General features: G+C 65.4%; 15 protein-coding genes and 1 other RNA gene. 7 read left to right on the top strand and 9 right to left on the bottom strand.

Annotation, left to right across the window (positions count from 1 at the left end):
• Window positions 1-137: 137 nt before the first annotated feature.
• The gene (locus ACE3QC_RS13285; protein WP_374409015.1) at window positions 138-3503 is read left to right on the top strand and encodes an autotransporter domain-containing protein; all 3366 of its coding nucleotides are present in this window, start codon (window positions 138-140) and stop codon (window positions 3501-3503) included.
• A 71-nt stretch (window positions 3504-3574) separates the two neighbouring features.
• Here ACE3QC_RS13285 and rnpB read toward each other — a convergent pair.
• The 4 genes from rnpB to ACE3QC_RS13265 form a co-directional block, all read right to left on the bottom strand.
• Window positions 3575-4015, bottom strand: an RNA gene (gene rnpB, locus ACE3QC_RS13280) — RNase P RNA component class A.
• Between the two features lie 6 nt (window positions 4016-4021).
• A complete protein-coding gene (locus ACE3QC_RS13275; RefSeq protein ID WP_374409013.1) occupies window positions 4022-4729 on the bottom strand; it encodes an N-acetylmuramoyl-L-alanine amidase in 708 nt (235 codons plus the stop codon).
• Window positions 4730-4750: 21 nt separating this feature from the next.
• A complete protein-coding gene (locus ACE3QC_RS13270) occupies window positions 4751-5395 on the bottom strand; it encodes a histidine phosphotransferase family protein (RefSeq protein WP_374409011.1) in 645 nt (214 codons plus the stop codon).
• Between the two features lie 65 nt (window positions 5396-5460).
• Window positions 5461-5856 carry a Mov34/MPN/PAD-1 family protein gene (locus ACE3QC_RS13265; RefSeq protein ID WP_374409009.1) on the bottom strand — a complete coding sequence of 132 codons (396 nt, stop codon included), beginning with the start codon at window positions 5854-5856 and terminating at the stop codon, window positions 5461-5463.
• Between the two features lie 16 nt (window positions 5857-5872).
• On the opposite strand from ACE3QC_RS13265, the gene ACE3QC_RS13260 reads away from it, so the two are divergent.
• Both ACE3QC_RS13260 and rpoH read left to right on the top strand, forming a co-directional pair.
• The gene (locus ACE3QC_RS13260) at window positions 5873-6817 is read left to right on the top strand and encodes an RluA family pseudouridine synthase (protein WP_374409007.1); all 945 of its coding nucleotides are present in this window, start codon (window positions 5873-5875) and stop codon (window positions 6815-6817) included.
• Between the two features lie 123 nt (window positions 6818-6940).
• Window positions 6941-7846, top strand: coding sequence for an RNA polymerase sigma factor RpoH (rpoH, locus tag ACE3QC_RS13255; protein WP_374409005.1), 906 nt, complete (start codon window positions 6941-6943; stop codon window positions 7844-7846).
• An 82-nt stretch (window positions 7847-7928) separates the two neighbouring features.
• On the opposite strand, the gene ACE3QC_RS13250 is transcribed toward rpoH, so the two are convergent.
• On the bottom strand, window positions 7929-8672 hold the full coding sequence (locus ACE3QC_RS13250; RefSeq protein ID WP_374409003.1) for an SDR family oxidoreductase: 744 nt from the start codon (window positions 8670-8672) through the stop codon (window positions 7929-7931).
• A 100-nt stretch (window positions 8673-8772) separates the two neighbouring features.
• Here ACE3QC_RS13250 and ACE3QC_RS13245 point away from each other — a divergent pair, with 100 nt between their 5' ends.
• The 3 genes from ACE3QC_RS13245 to ACE3QC_RS13235 are packed head-to-tail and all read left to right on the top strand — an operon-like array spanning window position 8773 to window position 10800.
• Window positions 8773-9153 carry a winged helix-turn-helix transcriptional regulator gene (locus tag ACE3QC_RS13245; protein ID WP_374409001.1) on the top strand — a complete coding sequence of 127 codons (381 nt, stop codon included), beginning with the start codon at window positions 8773-8775 and terminating at the stop codon, window positions 9151-9153.
• A 40-nt stretch (window positions 9154-9193) separates the two neighbouring features.
• Window positions 9194-9862 (top strand): monofunctional biosynthetic peptidoglycan transglycosylase, encoded by a 669-nt coding sequence (mtgA, locus tag ACE3QC_RS13240; protein ID WP_374408999.1) that lies wholly within the window; start codon window positions 9194-9196, stop codon window positions 9860-9862.
• 5 nt (window positions 9863-9867) lie between these two features.
• On the top strand, window positions 9868-10800 hold the full coding sequence (locus ACE3QC_RS13235; RefSeq protein WP_374408997.1) for a cation diffusion facilitator family transporter: 933 nt from the start codon (window positions 9868-9870) through the stop codon (window positions 10798-10800).
• A 1-nt stretch (window position 10801) separates the two neighbouring features.
• On the opposite strand, the gene ACE3QC_RS13230 is transcribed toward ACE3QC_RS13235, so the two are convergent.
• The 3 genes from ACE3QC_RS13230 to ACE3QC_RS13220 form a co-directional block, all read right to left on the bottom strand.
• Window positions 10802-10999 (bottom strand): hypothetical protein, encoded by a 198-nt coding sequence (locus ACE3QC_RS13230; RefSeq protein ID WP_374408995.1) that lies wholly within the window; start codon window positions 10997-10999, stop codon window positions 10802-10804.
• A 161-nt stretch (window positions 11000-11160) separates the two neighbouring features.
• Window positions 11161-12423 (bottom strand): ATP-dependent Clp protease ATP-binding subunit ClpX, encoded by a 1263-nt coding sequence (clpX, locus tag ACE3QC_RS13225; RefSeq protein ID WP_374408993.1) that lies wholly within the window; start codon window positions 12421-12423, stop codon window positions 11161-11163.
• A gap of 179 nt (window positions 12424-12602) precedes the next feature.
• Window positions 12603-13301, bottom strand: a complete 699-nt coding sequence (locus ACE3QC_RS13220; protein ID WP_374408991.1) for an ATP-dependent Clp protease proteolytic subunit — start codon at window positions 13299-13301, stop codon at window positions 12603-12605.
• Between the two features lie 144 nt (window positions 13302-13445).
• Between ACE3QC_RS13220 and ACE3QC_RS13215 the strand changes: the two genes are divergently transcribed.
• Complete coding sequence (locus ACE3QC_RS13215; protein WP_374408989.1) at window positions 13446-15002, top strand: amidase; 1557 nt, start codon at window positions 13446-13448, stop codon at window positions 15000-15002.
• 76 nt (window positions 15003-15078) lie between these two features.
• Here ACE3QC_RS13215 and tig read toward each other — a convergent pair whose 3' ends face one another.
• A complete protein-coding gene (tig, locus tag ACE3QC_RS13210; RefSeq protein ID WP_374408987.1) occupies window positions 15079-16683 on the bottom strand; it encodes a trigger factor in 1605 nt (534 codons plus the stop codon).
• Window positions 16684-16693 lie beyond the last annotated feature (10 nt).

Here is a 16693-nt window from a genome sequence, read left to right as displayed (position 1 = left end):
CTCGGCCGGGGTGTTGACGCGCGGCGCAACCCTGGCCGATACCCCCCGATATAACAATAACTTCCGGGTTGCGAGTCGCACTGTATTCGTCTGTCCTGCCTCGGCAGGGCGGACCTTCTGGGGCAGGGGGTTTAGCCATGAGAAAGCAATTCTTCGCAAGCGCGAGCGTCGTCGGATTCGTCGCAGCGCTTTCCGCCACACCGGCGTGGGCACAGGAAAGCGAACACGACCAGGAGATCGCAAGCGAGGCGCGAGGGACGTTCTCCGGCCTGGGAACCGTCACCGCACAGCGGGCGATCAATACGGCAAATCTGCGTATCGAATTTCCCGCCCTACCGACCCCGCGGCGCTACGAAGGCCGCGCGGTCCCCGCCCACCCCGAACTGATCGTGCGCGACGATATCGGCATCGATGGTGCTGTCGACGTGAACGACACCCTGCCGTCGGTCGTGCAGATCTTCCTGGCGGACAACGTCAGCGGCGGATTGTTCTTCAACTGCACCGGCACGCTGATAAACCCGCGCACTGTGCTGACCGCTGCGCACTGCGTGAACAGCACATCGTCCGAAGACTACGGCCTGCCGGGCGAAGCCGACCAGACGCTGGTCATCGGAACCGGGGTGGACACCTCCACTCGAGTATTTAACACACTCGATTTCGGCCTGGGTTACGGCGAGGGCGGCGCGGCGCTCAGCACCGACGTCATCACGCACGCCTCGTCCAATCCGGAAGACGGGGGGCTGCCGTTCCCCTGGGCCGATGTCGCGCTGATCGCGCTCGACGAGCCGGTGACCGACGTGCCGTGGATGCCGATCCTGCTGACGCCGCTCGACCAGCTCACGCACGTGGTGATGACCGGCTACGGCACCAACGGCACGGGCGATACCGGCGCGGGCGGCATCGACTTCCTGCGCCGGGTGGGCGAGAATATGCTGGGTGCGATCGGCTCGCCGGCCGACCTGCTCGATGCGGTCTATCCCGACCTGGCGCCCACGGCGGTCACCAACGGGGTCGAGACGCAGACGGTCTATTTCACCGACTTCGACGATCCGAACCGAACGCAGGCCGACCAGGACAACTGCACCTTCACCGGCAGCGGCATTTCGTGCGCCGACATCGACGCGGTCAAGGCGATCGACTGGTTTGACGGCGACGCGCTGCCGCAGGAGGCCGGAACCGCCGGGGGGGACAGCGGATCGCCGCTCATCGCCGACCAGCTCGCCGAATATCCGGTGGTCGTCGGGGTGTTGAGCGGTGGCTACGATTTCTTCGGCCTGGGCAACATCTACAGCGATATCAGCTTCTACAACCCTTTGTTCCCGTTCTTTGAATTCATTTCGGAAAACACGCCGTACAAATACGTCTCGGCCAGGGCCGGCGGCGGGGTGTGGTCCGATCCAAACTACTGGACACAGGATCTCGACCCCGGCTTCCTCGTGCAGGACGAGAACGGCAATCTCGTGAACGGCCTGCCGGGCGGTTCGGAACCCGGTGTCTACGAAACCGGCCCGAAAATCGGCACGATTCTGGGTGACGACGTGTCGGATAATTCTGCCGCTCCCTCGCCGTTCCTGCCGCCGCCCGGCACCCCGAATTTCGGCGCCAACACGCCGAATTCCTCCAATCTCCTCGGCCCCGGATCGACCGGGTTCGTGCCCAACAACACCGATGGCACGCCAGGCGATTCCTTCACCGATCCGGCGCAGTATTTCGATGTCCTGCTGACCGCCCCGGGCAGGACCGTGGCCAATATCGACGTGGAGATCGACCGGTTGACGATCGACGGCGACGCGACCAAGTTCCTGCTGCCCGCATCGCGCGAATTCGTCAGCAATATCGGCGTCGAGCAATATGGCGGCGAATCAATTATCTACGGCACGCTCGATGCCGGCTTTGTCCTGCTGTTCGGCGGCCGGATGGACGGCTACGGCACGGTCAGGACGGACGCCTTTTTCAATGTCTCGGGCAGCGTCAGCCCTCACGGCGGCGTTCAGGGTGAATTCGTGATCGACGGCGACTATATTCAGACGTCGGGCGGTGTGCTGCGGGTCAACGTCGGCTTCACCCGCGAGGGGACGAGCAGCGATCTCCTCACCGTCACCGGCGACGCAAGCCTGGCGGGCGGACTGATAATCACCCCGAGCACCCGCATCCCGCTGCGCTTCAATACCGACTACACCATCGTCTCGGCGAACAGCGTGATCGGCAATTTCGACGTCGTCGCGCTGTATAACAACTCGCCCGTCCTCAAGGGCACCACGCGGGTCGTCGGCGGGGACGTGATACTCGAGATCGGCGCCAACAGCATCGCGCAGCTCGTCGGGCGTGACAGCGGGCTGACTTCGGTCGGTGCCGCGCTGGACGAGATCCGGTTCGGCGGGCGCTACGGACAGTTCACGCACCTGTTCGATATCGTCGACAACGCCGGCTACCAGGCGTTCGGCGCGACGCTGGCCAGCCTGACGCCGACCAGCGCCTTCGGACAGTCGGCATCGGCCAATGCCTTCGCGCAACGCTTCACCGGGCAACTCGCGCAGCGGACGCTTTCGCTGCGTGGCGCGGGCAACGCGGCCGCCGGGTTCTCGGCGGCCGGTAGCGCCTCTTTCGCGCAAGCCGGTATCGCACCACGTGAAGCGGGCAAGCTCGGGTTTTTCGGATCGGTCAGCGGGTCATACCTGACGATGGCCGAGCGCGATCACAACACGGGCGCGACCGCCTTCCAGGAGGCGGCATTCAGCCAGGCGGGCGAACTGACTTTGGGTGCGGACTACCGCCTTTCCGACGCGCTGAGCGTAGGCGTCGCGGTGACCAATATCCGCAACAGCGCGGGAAGCGTCGCCGGCTTCCGGCCCGCTGAAGATGAAAGCGTCGCCACCGCGACCTATGCCGCGACCACCTTCGGCCGCGGGTTCGCCGACATGTATCTGGGCTATGCCAGCCAGCGGTATGGGTTGGAGCGCAATGCGCGAGGCGATTTCACCGCCGCGTTCCGCTCGGCCATCGGCAGTGCCGAGGGCGAGCAGACCTTCGGCGGTGCGCGAATCGGCTACGCCATGGAGCCGGCGCGTGGAGTGACCGTGGGGCCGGTCGCCAGCCTCGATTACGTCCGCTCGAACCTCGGTGCCTACAGCGAGTTCGCCGCCGGCCAGTTCGGCCTCGACGTGCGCGGACGCGATCTGACTTCGCTTGGCGCCAAGCTCGGCGCAATGGCATCGCTCGACACGGCCGTCGGACGCACCGGCAAGCTCAGCGCGTTCGGTTCGCTCGCCTACGCCCGCGAACTGGGCGACATGGAAGACGTGATCACGGCTTCGTTCTTCGGCGCACCGGATCAGACCTTCACGATCGCCAATCAGCTCGATCCCGAATGGGTCTCGGTCAACGCCGGCGCGGAACTGTCGCTGTCGAACCGGTTCAGCACGAAGCTGAGCGTGACGTCGGACATGGGCCGCGGCGTGCTGACGAACAACCGGGCCAATCTGGCGCTCAACTGGAAGTTCTGAGCGCGCAGCCCCGCAATAAAGGCGCTCTCGGTGCGGTCCGGGGGCGCCTTTGCGCATCTTGTGTGCCTTTGTGTGCCAGGGGGCCTGTAAGCCGGGTTCTGTCCCGCGGGCGGTATGCTTGCACACCAGCCCCGCGGGGGCAGCCATTCGTCTAGGCGACGGATTGCTCCGTGCGCTCCAGCAGCCAACCCGGGCGGTCGCGGCTCGCGCCAGGGGCGAAACACCCCTGCCCGCTTTCGCAGGCGCGCCGCCCCTATTCGGCTTTGCTCCGGGTGGGGTTTGCCGTGCCGCTTCCGTTGCCGGTCGCGCGGTGCGCCCTTGCCGCACCCTTTCACCCTTGCCTGTGCTCCCGCTTTCCTGGGAAAACGGATTAGCCATCGGCGGTCTACTCTCTGTGGCACTGTCCCTGAGCCCGCTTGCGCGAGCCCGGCGGGCGTTACCCGCCACCCTTGTTTCGTGGAGCCCGGACTTTCCTCGGATGCTTGCGCACCCGCGGCTGCCCGGCCCCCTGGCGCACGCTATCTAGCGTGTCCGCGATCGCGATCCAAGAGCAACTGAAACAGGATCGCACGCACTTGCCCGTCGATCTCGCCATCGATCCGTTCAGGCCGCCAGCGCCGCTGAAAAGCTTCCACCGCCTTGCGCCCGTCGGTGATGTCGTAACCGAAGCGTTCGAGCGCGAGGTAGAACGCGGCGTCGTTGTCGAACGGATCGCCGCGCTCCAGCTTGTCGGGGCGTGGCAAGCAGAGGCCGTATCCGGCGAGCCGGTCCCACGGAAACAGTTCGCCGGGATCGATCTTGCGCGCCGGGGCGACGTCGGAGTGGCCGACCACGTTGGCACGCGGAATGTCGTGCTCTTCCACGATTCGCGCGACCAGCGGCACCAGCGCGGCGAATTGCGCTTCGGAGAAGTCGCGATAGCCGAGCGCGTGCCCCGGATGATCGAGTTCGATCCCGATGCTGGCCGAGTTCACATCCTTGTGCCCGCGCCAGTAGGCCTGTCCGGCATGCCAGGCGCGCTGGTCCTCCGCCACCAGCCGGACAACCTCGCCCGCGTCGGAGATCAGGTAATGTGCGCTCACCTCGGCCGCCGGGTCGCACAGGCGAGCGAGCGCGGCCTCGGCATTCTCCATTTCGGTGTAGTGGATCACCACCATGCTGACGGGCAGCGTGCGCTCGTTGAAATTGGGCGACGGGTACTCGCGGTGGACCAGTTCATCCTTCATCGCGGCAGCCCCCGATCATCGTTATGCGCCCGGCAGGACCGCGCCGAGCACCAGCGCCTCGTCCGATTTCTGGTACTGCAAGCCGCCGCCGGCGTGATCGGCGAGCAGGCACAACATATGCGCCGCGGCGGTGCGACTGGACAGTTGCTGCTTCGACAGGTTGCCTTCCAGCGCGGCGCCGATCGTCTCGTCGAACGCGACCTTCGGCCCGGCGGCGCGGACGACGATCTCGGCCCCACCGTCGCGCATCTCCGCCCCGATATCGAGCGTGCCGCCCCGCACCAGCGCGTCGATCCCCATGTGCGCGAAGTTGAGCAGCACTTTGACCGCCGGCTTGGGCAGGCGCTCTTCGGCGAGCGCCCAATTGACCGCGATCCGCTTGGCATCGCTCGCCAGCGCGCCGACCACGGCCTTCGCCTCGCTCACGTCCACCGCATCGCCGAATCCGCCCGCCGCGCCATAGGCGAGGCGGAAGAACTTGAGCTTGTCGGCGCTGATCTGTGCGCTCTGTTCCAGCAGCTCGAAGCAGCGCTGCCGCATTTCGGGGTCTTTCTCCTCGGCGAGAAGCTCGAGCCCGTTCGACAGCGCGCCCACCGGGCTCAGCATGTCGTGGCACAGGCGCGAGCAGAGCATGCTGGCAAGGTCGATGGCGTCGGAATTTGTCATGGAAATGAGATGGGTGCCCCATAGTGATCGGCTGATTGCCGGTGGAATGCCGTTGACGCCGGTCCTTACCTGTCGATGGCGCGCAGGGAAAGCGGCACGAAGCCCGCTTCGTCGTCCCGCCAGAACGTGACCTCGCCTTGTGCGGCGATCGCCCAGACCCGCCCGTCGTGCGCAGCCCACGCCTGATCGGTGGAAGACGGCGCGGCGCGGCCGTTGGGGTGCGAGTGATAATAGCCCAGCACTTGGGCTTTGCCGGCCCGGGCCGCCCGGTGGGCATCGATCAGCGCCTGCGGATCGATTTCGAAATGCGTCTCAACCGAAGGATGGACGTTGGGCGCGGGCCTGGCAGCGGTAACGCGCGCGCCTTCGCCCAGCAGAATCCCGCAGCATTCGCGCGGATGCGCTCGCTCGGCTTCGGCCATGATTTGATCCACCGCCGCCCTTGTGACTTCGATATCCATCGCGCATGGACCTAGCATGTCGGGCGGCGAAGTCATCGAAGGTGTGCTTGGAGGCGCTGGCCGTCTCGACAAGGCGCTGGCCGAGGCTTCGGGCCTGTCGCGTGAACGGGTGAAGGCGCTGATGGGCGAAGGGCGGGTGTCGGTGGGCGGCGCGGTGGTGCGCGGCGCATCGGCCAAGGCCACCGAGGGTGCGGCTTTCGCGATCGACGTGCCGCCGTCCACGCCGCTCGCCGCCGAGGCGCAGGACATCCCGCTCGATATCGTGTTCGAGGACGATCACCTGATCGTGGTGAACAAGCCTGCCGGGCTGGTCGTCCATCCCGCCGTCGGCAACCGCGACGGCACGCTGGTCAACGCGCTGCTGCATCATTGCGCCGGGCGGCTGTCGGGCATCAACGGCGTCGCGCGGCCGGGGATCGTCCACCGGATCGACAAGGATACCTCGGGTCTGCTGGTCGTCGCCAAGACCGACGCCGCGCACGAAGGGCTGGCGCGGCAGTTCGCCGACCACACGATCTCGCGCGCCTATCTTGCCGTCTGCGCCGGGCATCCACGCCCTGCGGCGGGAACGGTTGCAGGGCGAATCGGCCGCTCGGACGCGAACCGCAAGAAGATGGCTGTGCTCGCGCCCGAATCGACGCGCGGCAAGCACGCGGTCACGCATTACAGGACCTTGAAATTCCTGCGCGATTGCGCGCTGATCGAATGCCGGTTGGAAACCGGGCGCACGCATCAGGTGCGCGTTCACTGTGCGTCAATCGGCCATCCGCTATTGGGTGATTCTGTCTATGGACGCACTCCCGCAGCGCTTCGCCCGCTTCTTCGCCAGATCGGTTTCGCCAGGCAGGCCCTCCACGCCGCCGCGCTCGGCTTCGATCATCCGATCACCGGCGAAAGGGTGGATTTCCGGGCCGAATTGCCTGCCGATATGCGGGAACTCATCGACGAAACCGCTCGTTGAAATCGATGAAAGTCGGTTCAATCCGCAACACTCGCGTCCTATATGTAGCTATGTGGCCGGCACGCACGGATGCCCATCAGGGGTCCAGACCCGCACGGTCGACACGAGAAAGGTCAGGGTAAAGTGAGCAACAGCAAGGCATTGAGCGTTCCGGCGCTCGGCGGTGAGCAGAGCCTCAACCGCTATCTCTCCGAGATCAAGAAGTTCCCCGTGCTGACGGCAGAGCAGGAATACATGCTCGCCAAGCGGTTCGAGGAGCATGAAGATTCAGACGCCGCCGCGCAACTGGTGACGAGCCACCTGCGCTTGGTGGCGAAGATCGCCATGGGCTATCGCGGCTACGGCCTGCCGGTCAGCGACCTCATTTCCGAGGGTAACGTGGGCCTGATGCAGGGCGTCAAGAAGTTCGAGGCCGATCGCGGCTTCCGCCTCGCGACTTATGCGATGTGGTGGATCAAGGCGAGCATCCAGGAGTTCATTCTCCGTTCGTGGAGCCTCGTGAAGATGGGCACCACCGCGGCGCAGAAGAAGCTGTTCTTCAACCTGCGGCGGATGAAGAAGAACCTCGACGCCTACGAGGATTCGGATCTCCACCCCGACGACGTGACCAAGATCGCCACCGATCTCGGCGTGCCGGAGCAGGAAGTCGTCAACATGAACCGGCGGATGATGATGGGCGGCGACGGTTCGCTCAATTCGCCGATGCGCGGAAGCGAGGAAGGCTCCGGCGAATGGCAGGATTGGCTGACCGACGACCGCCCGTTGCAGGACGAAACCGTCGCCGACGCCGAGGAGGCGGAGGTCCGCCACGACATGCTGGTGGAGGCGATGGACGGGCTCAACGATCGCGAGAAGCACATCCTTACCGAACGGCGCCTGACGGAAAACCCGCAGACGCTGGAGGAACTGAGCCAGGTCTACGACGTGAGCCGCGAGCGTATCCGGCAGATCGAGGTGCGCGCGTTCGAGAAGCTGCAGAAAGCGATGAAGGCCATCGCCGGCCAGCGGCTGACGCCCGGCATCGCGTAAACCACGCCGAGAACACAAAAGGGCGCGAGAGGTTATCTGCCTCTCGCGCCCTTTTCGTATCCGGTGCTGGCGGTCGCGAGGCCTACAGGCTGCCGAGCATCGCCAGCGTTTCACCAAATCGGCCCTCGGCCTCCGCGTTGCGCAGATACAGCGAGTTCGGAACGTTGACCTCGTCGCCCGGTTCGCCGCTTTCGAACTGCGCCATGACTTGATCGATATAGGTATCGAGCGGCAGGTAGCCTTCGCGCGTCGATTGGCCAGGCGTCAGTTCGGTTTGCACGGCGGGCGGGACGATCTCGATCACCTCGACCTTCCCTTCAAGCTGCGCGCGCAGCGAAATCGAATAGCTGTGGATCGCCGCCTTGGTCGCCGAATAAGTCGCCGTTCTGGGCAACGGCACGAAGGCGAGGCCCGAACTGACGTTGACGATCGCCGCACCCTCCTGCGCCGTCAGGTGGTCGATCAGCGCGTCGGTGAGCCGGATCGGACCGAGCAGATTGGTGACGATCGTGGCTTCGGCATCGGCCAGATCGCGCTTCGCCGTCACGTCCTCGAACCGCATGATCCCGGCGTTGTTCACCAGCACATTGAGCGCGGGGAAGCGCGCCGTGAGTTCCTTGGCGAAGCGCGCGATATCCTGCGGGTCGGACACGTCGAAGGTCATGGCGTGGATGTTCTCGTGACCATCGGCGGTTTCATCCAGCGTGTCGGCGCTGCGTCCGGCGACGATCACGGTGTTGCCCAGCGCGTGCCAGCGCCGGGCGAGTTCACGCCCGATGCCGCTGCCGCCGCCGGTGACGAGGATGGTGTTGCCGCTTGCTTTCATGATGTGTCTCCAATTGCGTCTGGCTTCTCCTCAATCTAGGCCGTCACGTACCAATGGAAAGAAGGCACCCGAAAGTGCCGTAGTTACCGCTGAGAAAGTAATGGCCGCCAATCCGCACACCAGCTATCACTCCGACCCGCGCATCGATGCCCTCGTGGACGAGACAATCGGCCGCGTGGCCGACAAGTGGACGCTGCTGGTGATCGAGGCGCTGGAGGAAGATGGCGAGCAACGCTTCAGCGCGCTCGGCCGCAACGTGCCGGGGATTAGCCAGAAGATGCTGACCCAGACCCTGCGCCAGATGGAGCGCGAGGGGCTGGTGACGCGCACCGTCCACCCCGAGGTTCCACCGCGCGTCGAATATCGTCTGACCACGCTCGGTCACGAACTGGCCGAAGCGTTCTGCGGCGTATGGCAATGGGCCGAGCGCAATATCGCGGCGATCGAGGCTGCGCGCGCCCGATACGACGCGCGCGGCTGAGCGATTGCGCGCGCGGGCCGAGCGCCCTATCGCTGCCACCATGCGCTGGTTCCTGACGCTGCTCGCCAAGATATTCCTGTGGTTCGTGGGCCTCAGCCTCGCGGTCGTCGTGCTGTTCAAGTTCGTGCCGCCCCCCGTCACCGCGACGATGCTGATGGACGGCAACGGCATCACGAAGAACTGGGAGCCGCTCAGCAATATCGACCGCAATCTGGTAAGCGCGGTGATCGCGGCGGAGGACGGCAAGTTCTGTTCGCACGACGGCTTCGACCGCGAGGCGATCGAGCAGGCGATGGAGCGCAACGCGCAAGGCGGACGTATCCGCGGCGGCTCCACGATCAGCCAGCAGACCGCCAAGAACGTGTTCCTGTGGCAAGGCGGCGGCTATGCGCGCAAGGGCGTGGAGGCGTGGTTCACCTTCCTGATCGAGCAGATCTGGGGCAAGCGGCGGATCATGGAGATCTACCTCAACGTCGCCGAGACCGGGATCGGCACCTACGGGGCCGAAGCGGGTGCACAACGGTACTTCAACCACTCCGCCGCGCGCATGACACGCAGCGAGGCGGCGCGCATGGCGGCCGCCCTGCCGCTGCCCAAGGAACGTTCGGTGATAAACCCGTCGGGCTTCACCCGCCGCTACGGCAACACCATCGCGGCCCGGATCGGCGTGGTGCGCCGCGACGGGCTCGACGCCTGCATCTACGGGTGACGGCGATGGGCGCAGGCCATTCCCACGATCACGCTGCGCATGGCCATGGGCATGGGCATTCGCATGCCCCGGCCGACTTCGGGCGCGCGTTCGCGATCGGCGTGGTGCTCAACACCGTGTTCGTGGTGGTGGAGGCGACTTACGGCTTCATCTCGGGTTCGATGGCGCTGGTTGCCGATGCCGGGCACAACCTGTCCGACGTGATGAGCCTGCTGCTCGCCTGGGGCGCAGCGGCGGCGGCGAAGCGCCCGGCGAGCGGGCGGTTCACCTACGGCTTCAAGAGCTCGACCATCCTCGCCGCGATCGCCAACGCCGGGTTGCTGCTGGTCGCGATCGGGGCGATCCTGTTCGAGACGATCAACCGCCTGTCTGAACCCGCCGAAGTGCAGGGGTGGACGATGGTGATCGTGGCCGGGATCGGAATCGTCATCAACGGCGCGACTGCAATGCTGTTCATGCGCGGCCGCCATGCCGACCTGAATATCCGCGGCGCCTATCTGCACATGCTCGCCGACGCGCTGGTATCGTTCGGCGTGGTCATAGCCGGCGTGGCGATCCTGCTGACCGGCGCGCACTGGATCGATCCGGTCACCAGCTTGGCGATCGTGGCGGTGATCGCCTGGGGCACCTGGAGCCTGCTGAAGGACAGCGTGAAGATGGGCCTGCACGCCGTGCCAGAAGGCATATCGGAGCCCGATGTGCGGTCCTATCTGCAAGGGCTGGCGGGCGTGGAGGCGGTTCACGATCTCCACATCTGGCCGATGAGCACGACCGAGACCGCGCTGACCGCGCACCTAGTGATGCCCGGCGGCCATCCGGGCGACGATTTCCTGCGCACCGTGGCGCACGCCCTGTCGCACGATCACGCGATCGGGCACGCCACGATCCAGATCGAGCTGGACCGCGACTGCGCCCTTTCGTCGTCGGAAAGCTGCTAGATCAGCTTTCCGGCTGTTGCTGCTGCTGTTCGGGCAGCTCGCCGGTGGGGTCGCTTTCGACCATCGCGGCGACCTGTTCGTAGACCTGCGCGTTGTCGTTCATCTGGTCCTGCAGCGGCGGGTTCTGTTCGCCGACGTTGCGGAAGAACCCGCTTGCGTCGCGCAGGAGCTTGGCTGCGAGCTGTGCGTTCGTGGCCATGGTGAAATTCCTCGTATTCGCATGATAATGGCGGGCCGGGCGCAGTCGGCCCGGTCCGTCGCGCGGCCGCGTGCCGCGTCTTCAACGCCTTGTTAAAGGCTATGTCGGCCGCCGTGCGGGCCGATCTGTCGGGCGACCCACAGGCCGCCGGGCAGCCTAAGTCAGGCCGCCTCTTCCTTCTCGTCGCCGCCGAGCACACGGATGGGCTCCTTGCGGCCCTCGACGACGTCCTTGTCGATCACGATCTCGGTCACACCGTCCATGTCGGGCAGGTCGAACATCGTGTCGAGCAGGATGCCTTCGACGATCGAGCGCAGGCCGCGCGCACCGGTCTTGCGCTTGATCGCCCGCTGCGCGATCGTTTCCAGCGCATCGTCGGTGAACGTCAGCTCGACGTCCTCAAGCTCGAACAGCCTGCGGTATTGCTTGACCAGCGCGTTCTTCGGCTCGCTCAGAATCTGTACCAGCGCTTCGATATCGAGGTCGCGCAGCGTGGCGATCACCGGCAGGCGGCCGACGAATTCGGGGATCAGACCGAACTTGAGCAGATCTTCCGGCTCGCACTTTTCCAGCAGCTCGCCCACGCGGCGCTTGTCCGGGTCGGCGACGTGCGCGCCGAAGCCGATCGAGCGCTTCTGCAGGCGGTCGGCGATCACCTTTTCCAGCCCGGCGAACGCGCCGCCGCAGATGAACAGGATGTTGGTCGTGTCGACCTGGAGGAATTCCTGCTGCGGATGCTTGCGCCCGCCCTGCGGCGGAACCGAGGCGGTGGTGCCTTCCATCAGCTTGAGCAGCGCCTGCTGCACGCCTTCGCCCGATACGTCGCGCGTGATCGAGGGGTTTTCCGCCTTGCGCGTAATCTTGTCGATCTCGTCGATGTAGACGATGCCGTGCTGTGCCTTGTCGACGTTGTAGTCGCTCGCCTGAAGCAGTTTTAGGATGATGTTCTCGACATCCTCGCCGACATAGCCGGCTTCGGTCAACGTGGTCGCGTCGGCCATGGTGAAGGGCACGTCGAACGTGCGGGCCAGGGTCTGGGCGAGCAGGGTCTTGCCCGAGCCGGTGGGGCCGACGAGCAGGATGTTCGACTTGGCGAGCTCGACCTCGCCCGCCTTGCCGCTGTGCTTCAAGCGCTTGTAATGATTGTGGACCGCGACCGAGAGCACGCGCTTGGCGCGGTCCTGCCCGATCACGTAGTCGTTGAGCGTGCCGAAGATGTCCGCCGGGGTCGGCACTTCGCCTTCCTTGCGGCCCGTCAGTCCCGCCTTGGTCTCCTCGCGGATGATGTCGTTGCACAGCTCGACGCACTCATCGCAGATGAACACCGTCGGCCCCGCGATGAGTTTCCTCACCTCGTGCTGGCTCTTGCCGCAGAAACTGCAGTAGAGGGTGGACTTGCTATCGGTTCCGCTCAACTTGGTCATTTCCCGTGGTTCCCGAACCCCCGCCAGATTCCACGGCGGGATTCGACCGACTCTAGAGCCGGATGGTCATTAATCAACACGTCGGGCCTAGCATGGGTGAATTGCCACAAGCTGAAGTGGCAAGGTTGCCCAAATGCTACAGTTAATGTCCCGCTCCCGGGCGAACCCCGGAACCGACGTTACTCCGGCGCGCCGCCGGAGCCCGAATCCGCGCCCGGTTCCTCGTTCTCGGGCCGGGTTTCGAACACCTTGTCGACGATGCCGAACTTCATCGCTTCGTCGGCTTCGAGGAAGGTGTCGCGGTCCATCGCCTTCTCGATGTCGGAGAGGCTCTGGCCGGTGTACTTGACGTAGAGATCGTTCATCCGCTGGCGGATGCGCAGGATCTCGCGCGCCTGAATCTCGATGTCGCTCGCCATGCCGCGCGCGCCGCCCGAAGGCTGGTGGACCATGATCCGCGCGTTCGGCAGCGCGATGCGCATGCCCGGCTCGCCCGCGGCGAGGAGGAAGCTGCCCATGCTGGCGGCCTGCCCGATGCACACGGTCGAGACGCGCGGCTTGATGTATTGCATGGTGTCGTGGATCGCCATGCCCGCCGTCACCACACCGCCAGGCGAATTGATGTACATCGAGATCGGCTTGGACGGGTTTTCGCTTTCCAGAAACAGCAACTGCGCGGTGATGAGCGAGGCCATGTTGTCCTCGACCTGCCCGGTCACGAACACGATGCGTTCGCGCAGCAGGCGGCTGAAGATATCGAAGCTGCGTTCGCCCCGGCTGGTCTGCTCGACCACCACCGGCACCAGCGCGCCCGTCACCGGATCGCGGGTAAACTGCCCTTGCGAGGAATGGGCATCGGTGCCGAACAGGTCGATCATGGGAAAAATGTCCTCCGTCAGAAACTCGACCGGCTATGTCGCGATGCCCGGCGCGATGTTCAAGGGCGTTAACCCTTGGCCATCGATTTGTCCGCATGTGTGCAACCGACTTGCTTTGCTCGAAAGCGGTGGCACGGTGCGGGGATGAGAGATATCCCTGCCGCCTTGGCATTGTTCGCCCTGTCCACCACGAGTTTAGCGGCTCAGACGCCGTCCAAAGATAACATCGAATCGCGGCAGACAGCCCTGCCCGAGGGCTTCCAGCCGAGTACTCAGGCGGAGGTCGACGCACTCGGCTTCCTGCTCGCGATGGAAAAGAACGAGGATGGCGGAGGCGGCGTGAACGCCGTGATAGCGCTCGCGCCCGACATCCAGCAGCAGATCATCGCCGCGCTGGAGGCCGAGGGTTGGCTTCGCGGTCGGACCGTTCTGGTGAAGGACAATATCGAAACCCGCGAATTGCCGACCACTGCGGGCAGCCTGGCGCTGGCAGGCAACAACACGGGCCGCGACGCGCCGCTGATTGCGCGGCTGCGCGCGGCGGGCGGCGTGGTAATGGGCAAGACCAACCTCTCGGAATGGGCCAACATCCGCAGCGGCAACTCCACCAGCGGGTGGAGCGCGGTCGGCGGGCTAACGCGCAACCCGCATGCGACCGACCGCAACGCCTGCGGCAGTTCGTCGGGGAGCGGCGCGGCGGTCGCGGCCGGGTTCGCCTGGGCGGCGATCGGGACGGAAACCGACGGATCGATCACCTGCCCGGCCAGCGTAAACGGTGTGGTCGGGTTCAAGCCAACGGTCGGCCTCGTCAGTCGCACCCATATCGTGCCGATCAGCGCCAGTCAGGACACTGCCGGGCCGATGACCAGAACCGTGGCCGATGCCGCCGCGTTGCTGACCGCCATCGCCGGAAACGACCCGGCCGATCCAGCAACAGCCGACGCGGACCGACACGCGGTCGACTTTCGCGAGGGCCTCGCCACCGCCTCTCTCGATGGCGTCCGCATCGGCGTGATGCGCAAACAAGCGGGAAGCAGACCGGAAGTGACCGCCCTGTTCGAGGCCGCGCTTGCCGACCTCGATCGCGCCGGGGCTGAACTCGTCGAGATCGATTTCGAACCCCATGCCGCCATGTACCGCGACGAGTTCGCGGTGCTTCTCTACGAATTGCGCGAGGGGATGGATGCCTATCTGTCGGATTCGCCCGCGAACATCCCCGTGCGCTCGCTGGCCGATGTCGTGGCATTCAACAAGGGGAATGCGGACGAGGAGCTTCGCTGGTTCGGGCAGGAAACCTTCGAACAGGCGCTGACCGAAGTGGATGAAGCGAAATTCCGTGCCGCGCGTGCGAACTCGCTTCGGCTGGCGGGAGAAGAAGGCATCGACCGATTGCTCGCCGACCACGATGTCGCTTTTCTCGTCGCCCCTACGGCAGGGCCTGCGTGGACCAGCGACCTCGTCAACGGCGACAATTTTCCCGGCGGAATCGGCGCTGGTAGTCTGGCAGCTATCGCGGGCTATCCACATCTGACCGTGCCTATGGGCGCGGTCGAGCGGTTGCCGGTCGGGCTCAGCTTCATCGGCGCGAAGTGGCAGGATCATGCGCTGTTGAAGGCGGGAGCCGCCTACGAACGCGCGCGGAGCGCCGACCTCGTCGAGCCGAAATTTGACCTCTGGAGCCCGGAAACGGCCGACAGGTAACCGCTGAGTTGCAACGAAAAGGGCGGCGAGGCCATCGCCCCGCCGCCCGTTCGTTACCCGGCTCGATGGCCGTGGATTACTTCTTCGCCGCCGCTTTCTTGGCAGGAGCCTTCTTCGCGGCGGGCTTCTCGTCGTCGGCCTTCTTGGCGGGAGCCTTTTTCGCCGAGGCCTTCTTGGCCGGAGCGGCCTTGCTCTCGCCCTTGGCATCGTCCGCCTTCTTCGCGGGCGTCTTCTTCGCGGCGGGCTTCTTGGCCGGCGCCTTGTCGTCGGAATCCGCCTTCTTCGCCGGGGCCTTCTTGGCGGCGGCTTTCTTGGCCGGGGCCTTCTTCGCAGGCTTCTTGGCCGGTTCGGTTTCCTCGGCCTCGATGGCGGCTTCCAGTTCCTCGCGCGTCACTTCGCGGTCGGTCACTTCGGCCTTGTCGAACAGGAAGTCGACGACCTTGTCCTCGTAGAGGGGCGCGCGAAGCTGGGCCGCGGCCATCGGTTCGGACTGGACATACTGCATGAACCGCTCGCGGTCCTCGGCGCGATACTGCTGGGCCGCCTGCTGGACGAGCATGCTCATTTCCTGCTGGCTGACCTCGACGCCGTTCTTTTGCCCGATCTCGCTGAGCAGCAGGCCGAGGCGCACGCGGCGTTCCGCGATCTTGCGGTAATCGTCGCGCTCGGCTTCGATTTCCTTCATCGCCTTGGCCGGATCTTCGTCACGCGAGGCTTCCTGCTCGAGCTGCGCCCAGATCTGCTCGAATTCGGCGTCGACCATGCCCTGCGGCACGGCGAAGTCGTGGCCCGCGGCGAGCTGGTCGAGCAACTGGCGCTTCATCTGCGTGCGGGTGAGCCCGGCGGTTTCCTGCTCGAGCTGGCCGCGCAGCAGTTCCTTCAGCTTGTCGAGGCTGTCGAGGCCCAGGCTCTTGGCGAAATCGTCGTCGATCTTGGTCTCGCCCTCGACCTTCACCTGCTTCACGGTGACGGCGAACTGCGCTTCCTTGCCCGCGAGGTGCGTGGCCTGATAATCTTGGGGGAACGTGACCGTGATGGTCTTCTCGTCGCCGGTCTTCGCGCCGGTGAGCTGGTCCTCGAAGCCGGGAATGAACTGGCCCGAACCGATCACCAGCGGCGCGCCTTCGGCCTTGCCGCCGTCGAATTCCACGCCGTCGATCGAGCCGACGAAATCGATGATGAGCTGGTCGCCCTCGCCCGCCTTCTTCGTCTTGGGCGCGTCCTTGTAGCTCTTCTGCTGGCCGGCGATGCGCTCGATCGCCTCGTCCACCGCCTTGTCGCTCACCGGCACCGTCAGCCGCTCGAGCGCGAGACCATCGATGTCGGGCGTGGCGACATCGGGCAGGACTTCCAGCTCGACCGCGAGCACGGCATCCTTGCCCTGCTCGTAGCCTTCGCCGAGCTCCACCTTCGGCTGCATCGCCGGGCGCAGCTTCTCGTCACGGATCAGCCCGTCGACCGAGCTGCGAATCGTGTCGTTGACCACCTGCGCGTGCACGTTCTCGCCGTGCATCTTCTTGACCAGATTCGCGGGCACCTTGCCGGGCCGGAAGCCGGGCATGCGCACCTGCGGGGCGATCTTCTTCACCTCGGCATCGACCTGCGCCTCGATGTCCTTGGCCGGGATGGTCACCTGGTAACCGCGCTTGAGGCCCTCGTTGGTGGTCTCTTTGATCTGCATGGTGCGAACT

The sequence above is a fragment of the Pelagerythrobacter sp. genome (genome assembly GCF_041912895.1).
In the GTDB taxonomy this organism is placed as follows: Bacteria; Pseudomonadota; Alphaproteobacteria; order Sphingomonadales; family Sphingomonadaceae; genus Pelagerythrobacter.
Note: the sequence above shows the minus strand (reverse complement) of the source record. Positions and strands in the feature narration are given on the sequence as shown.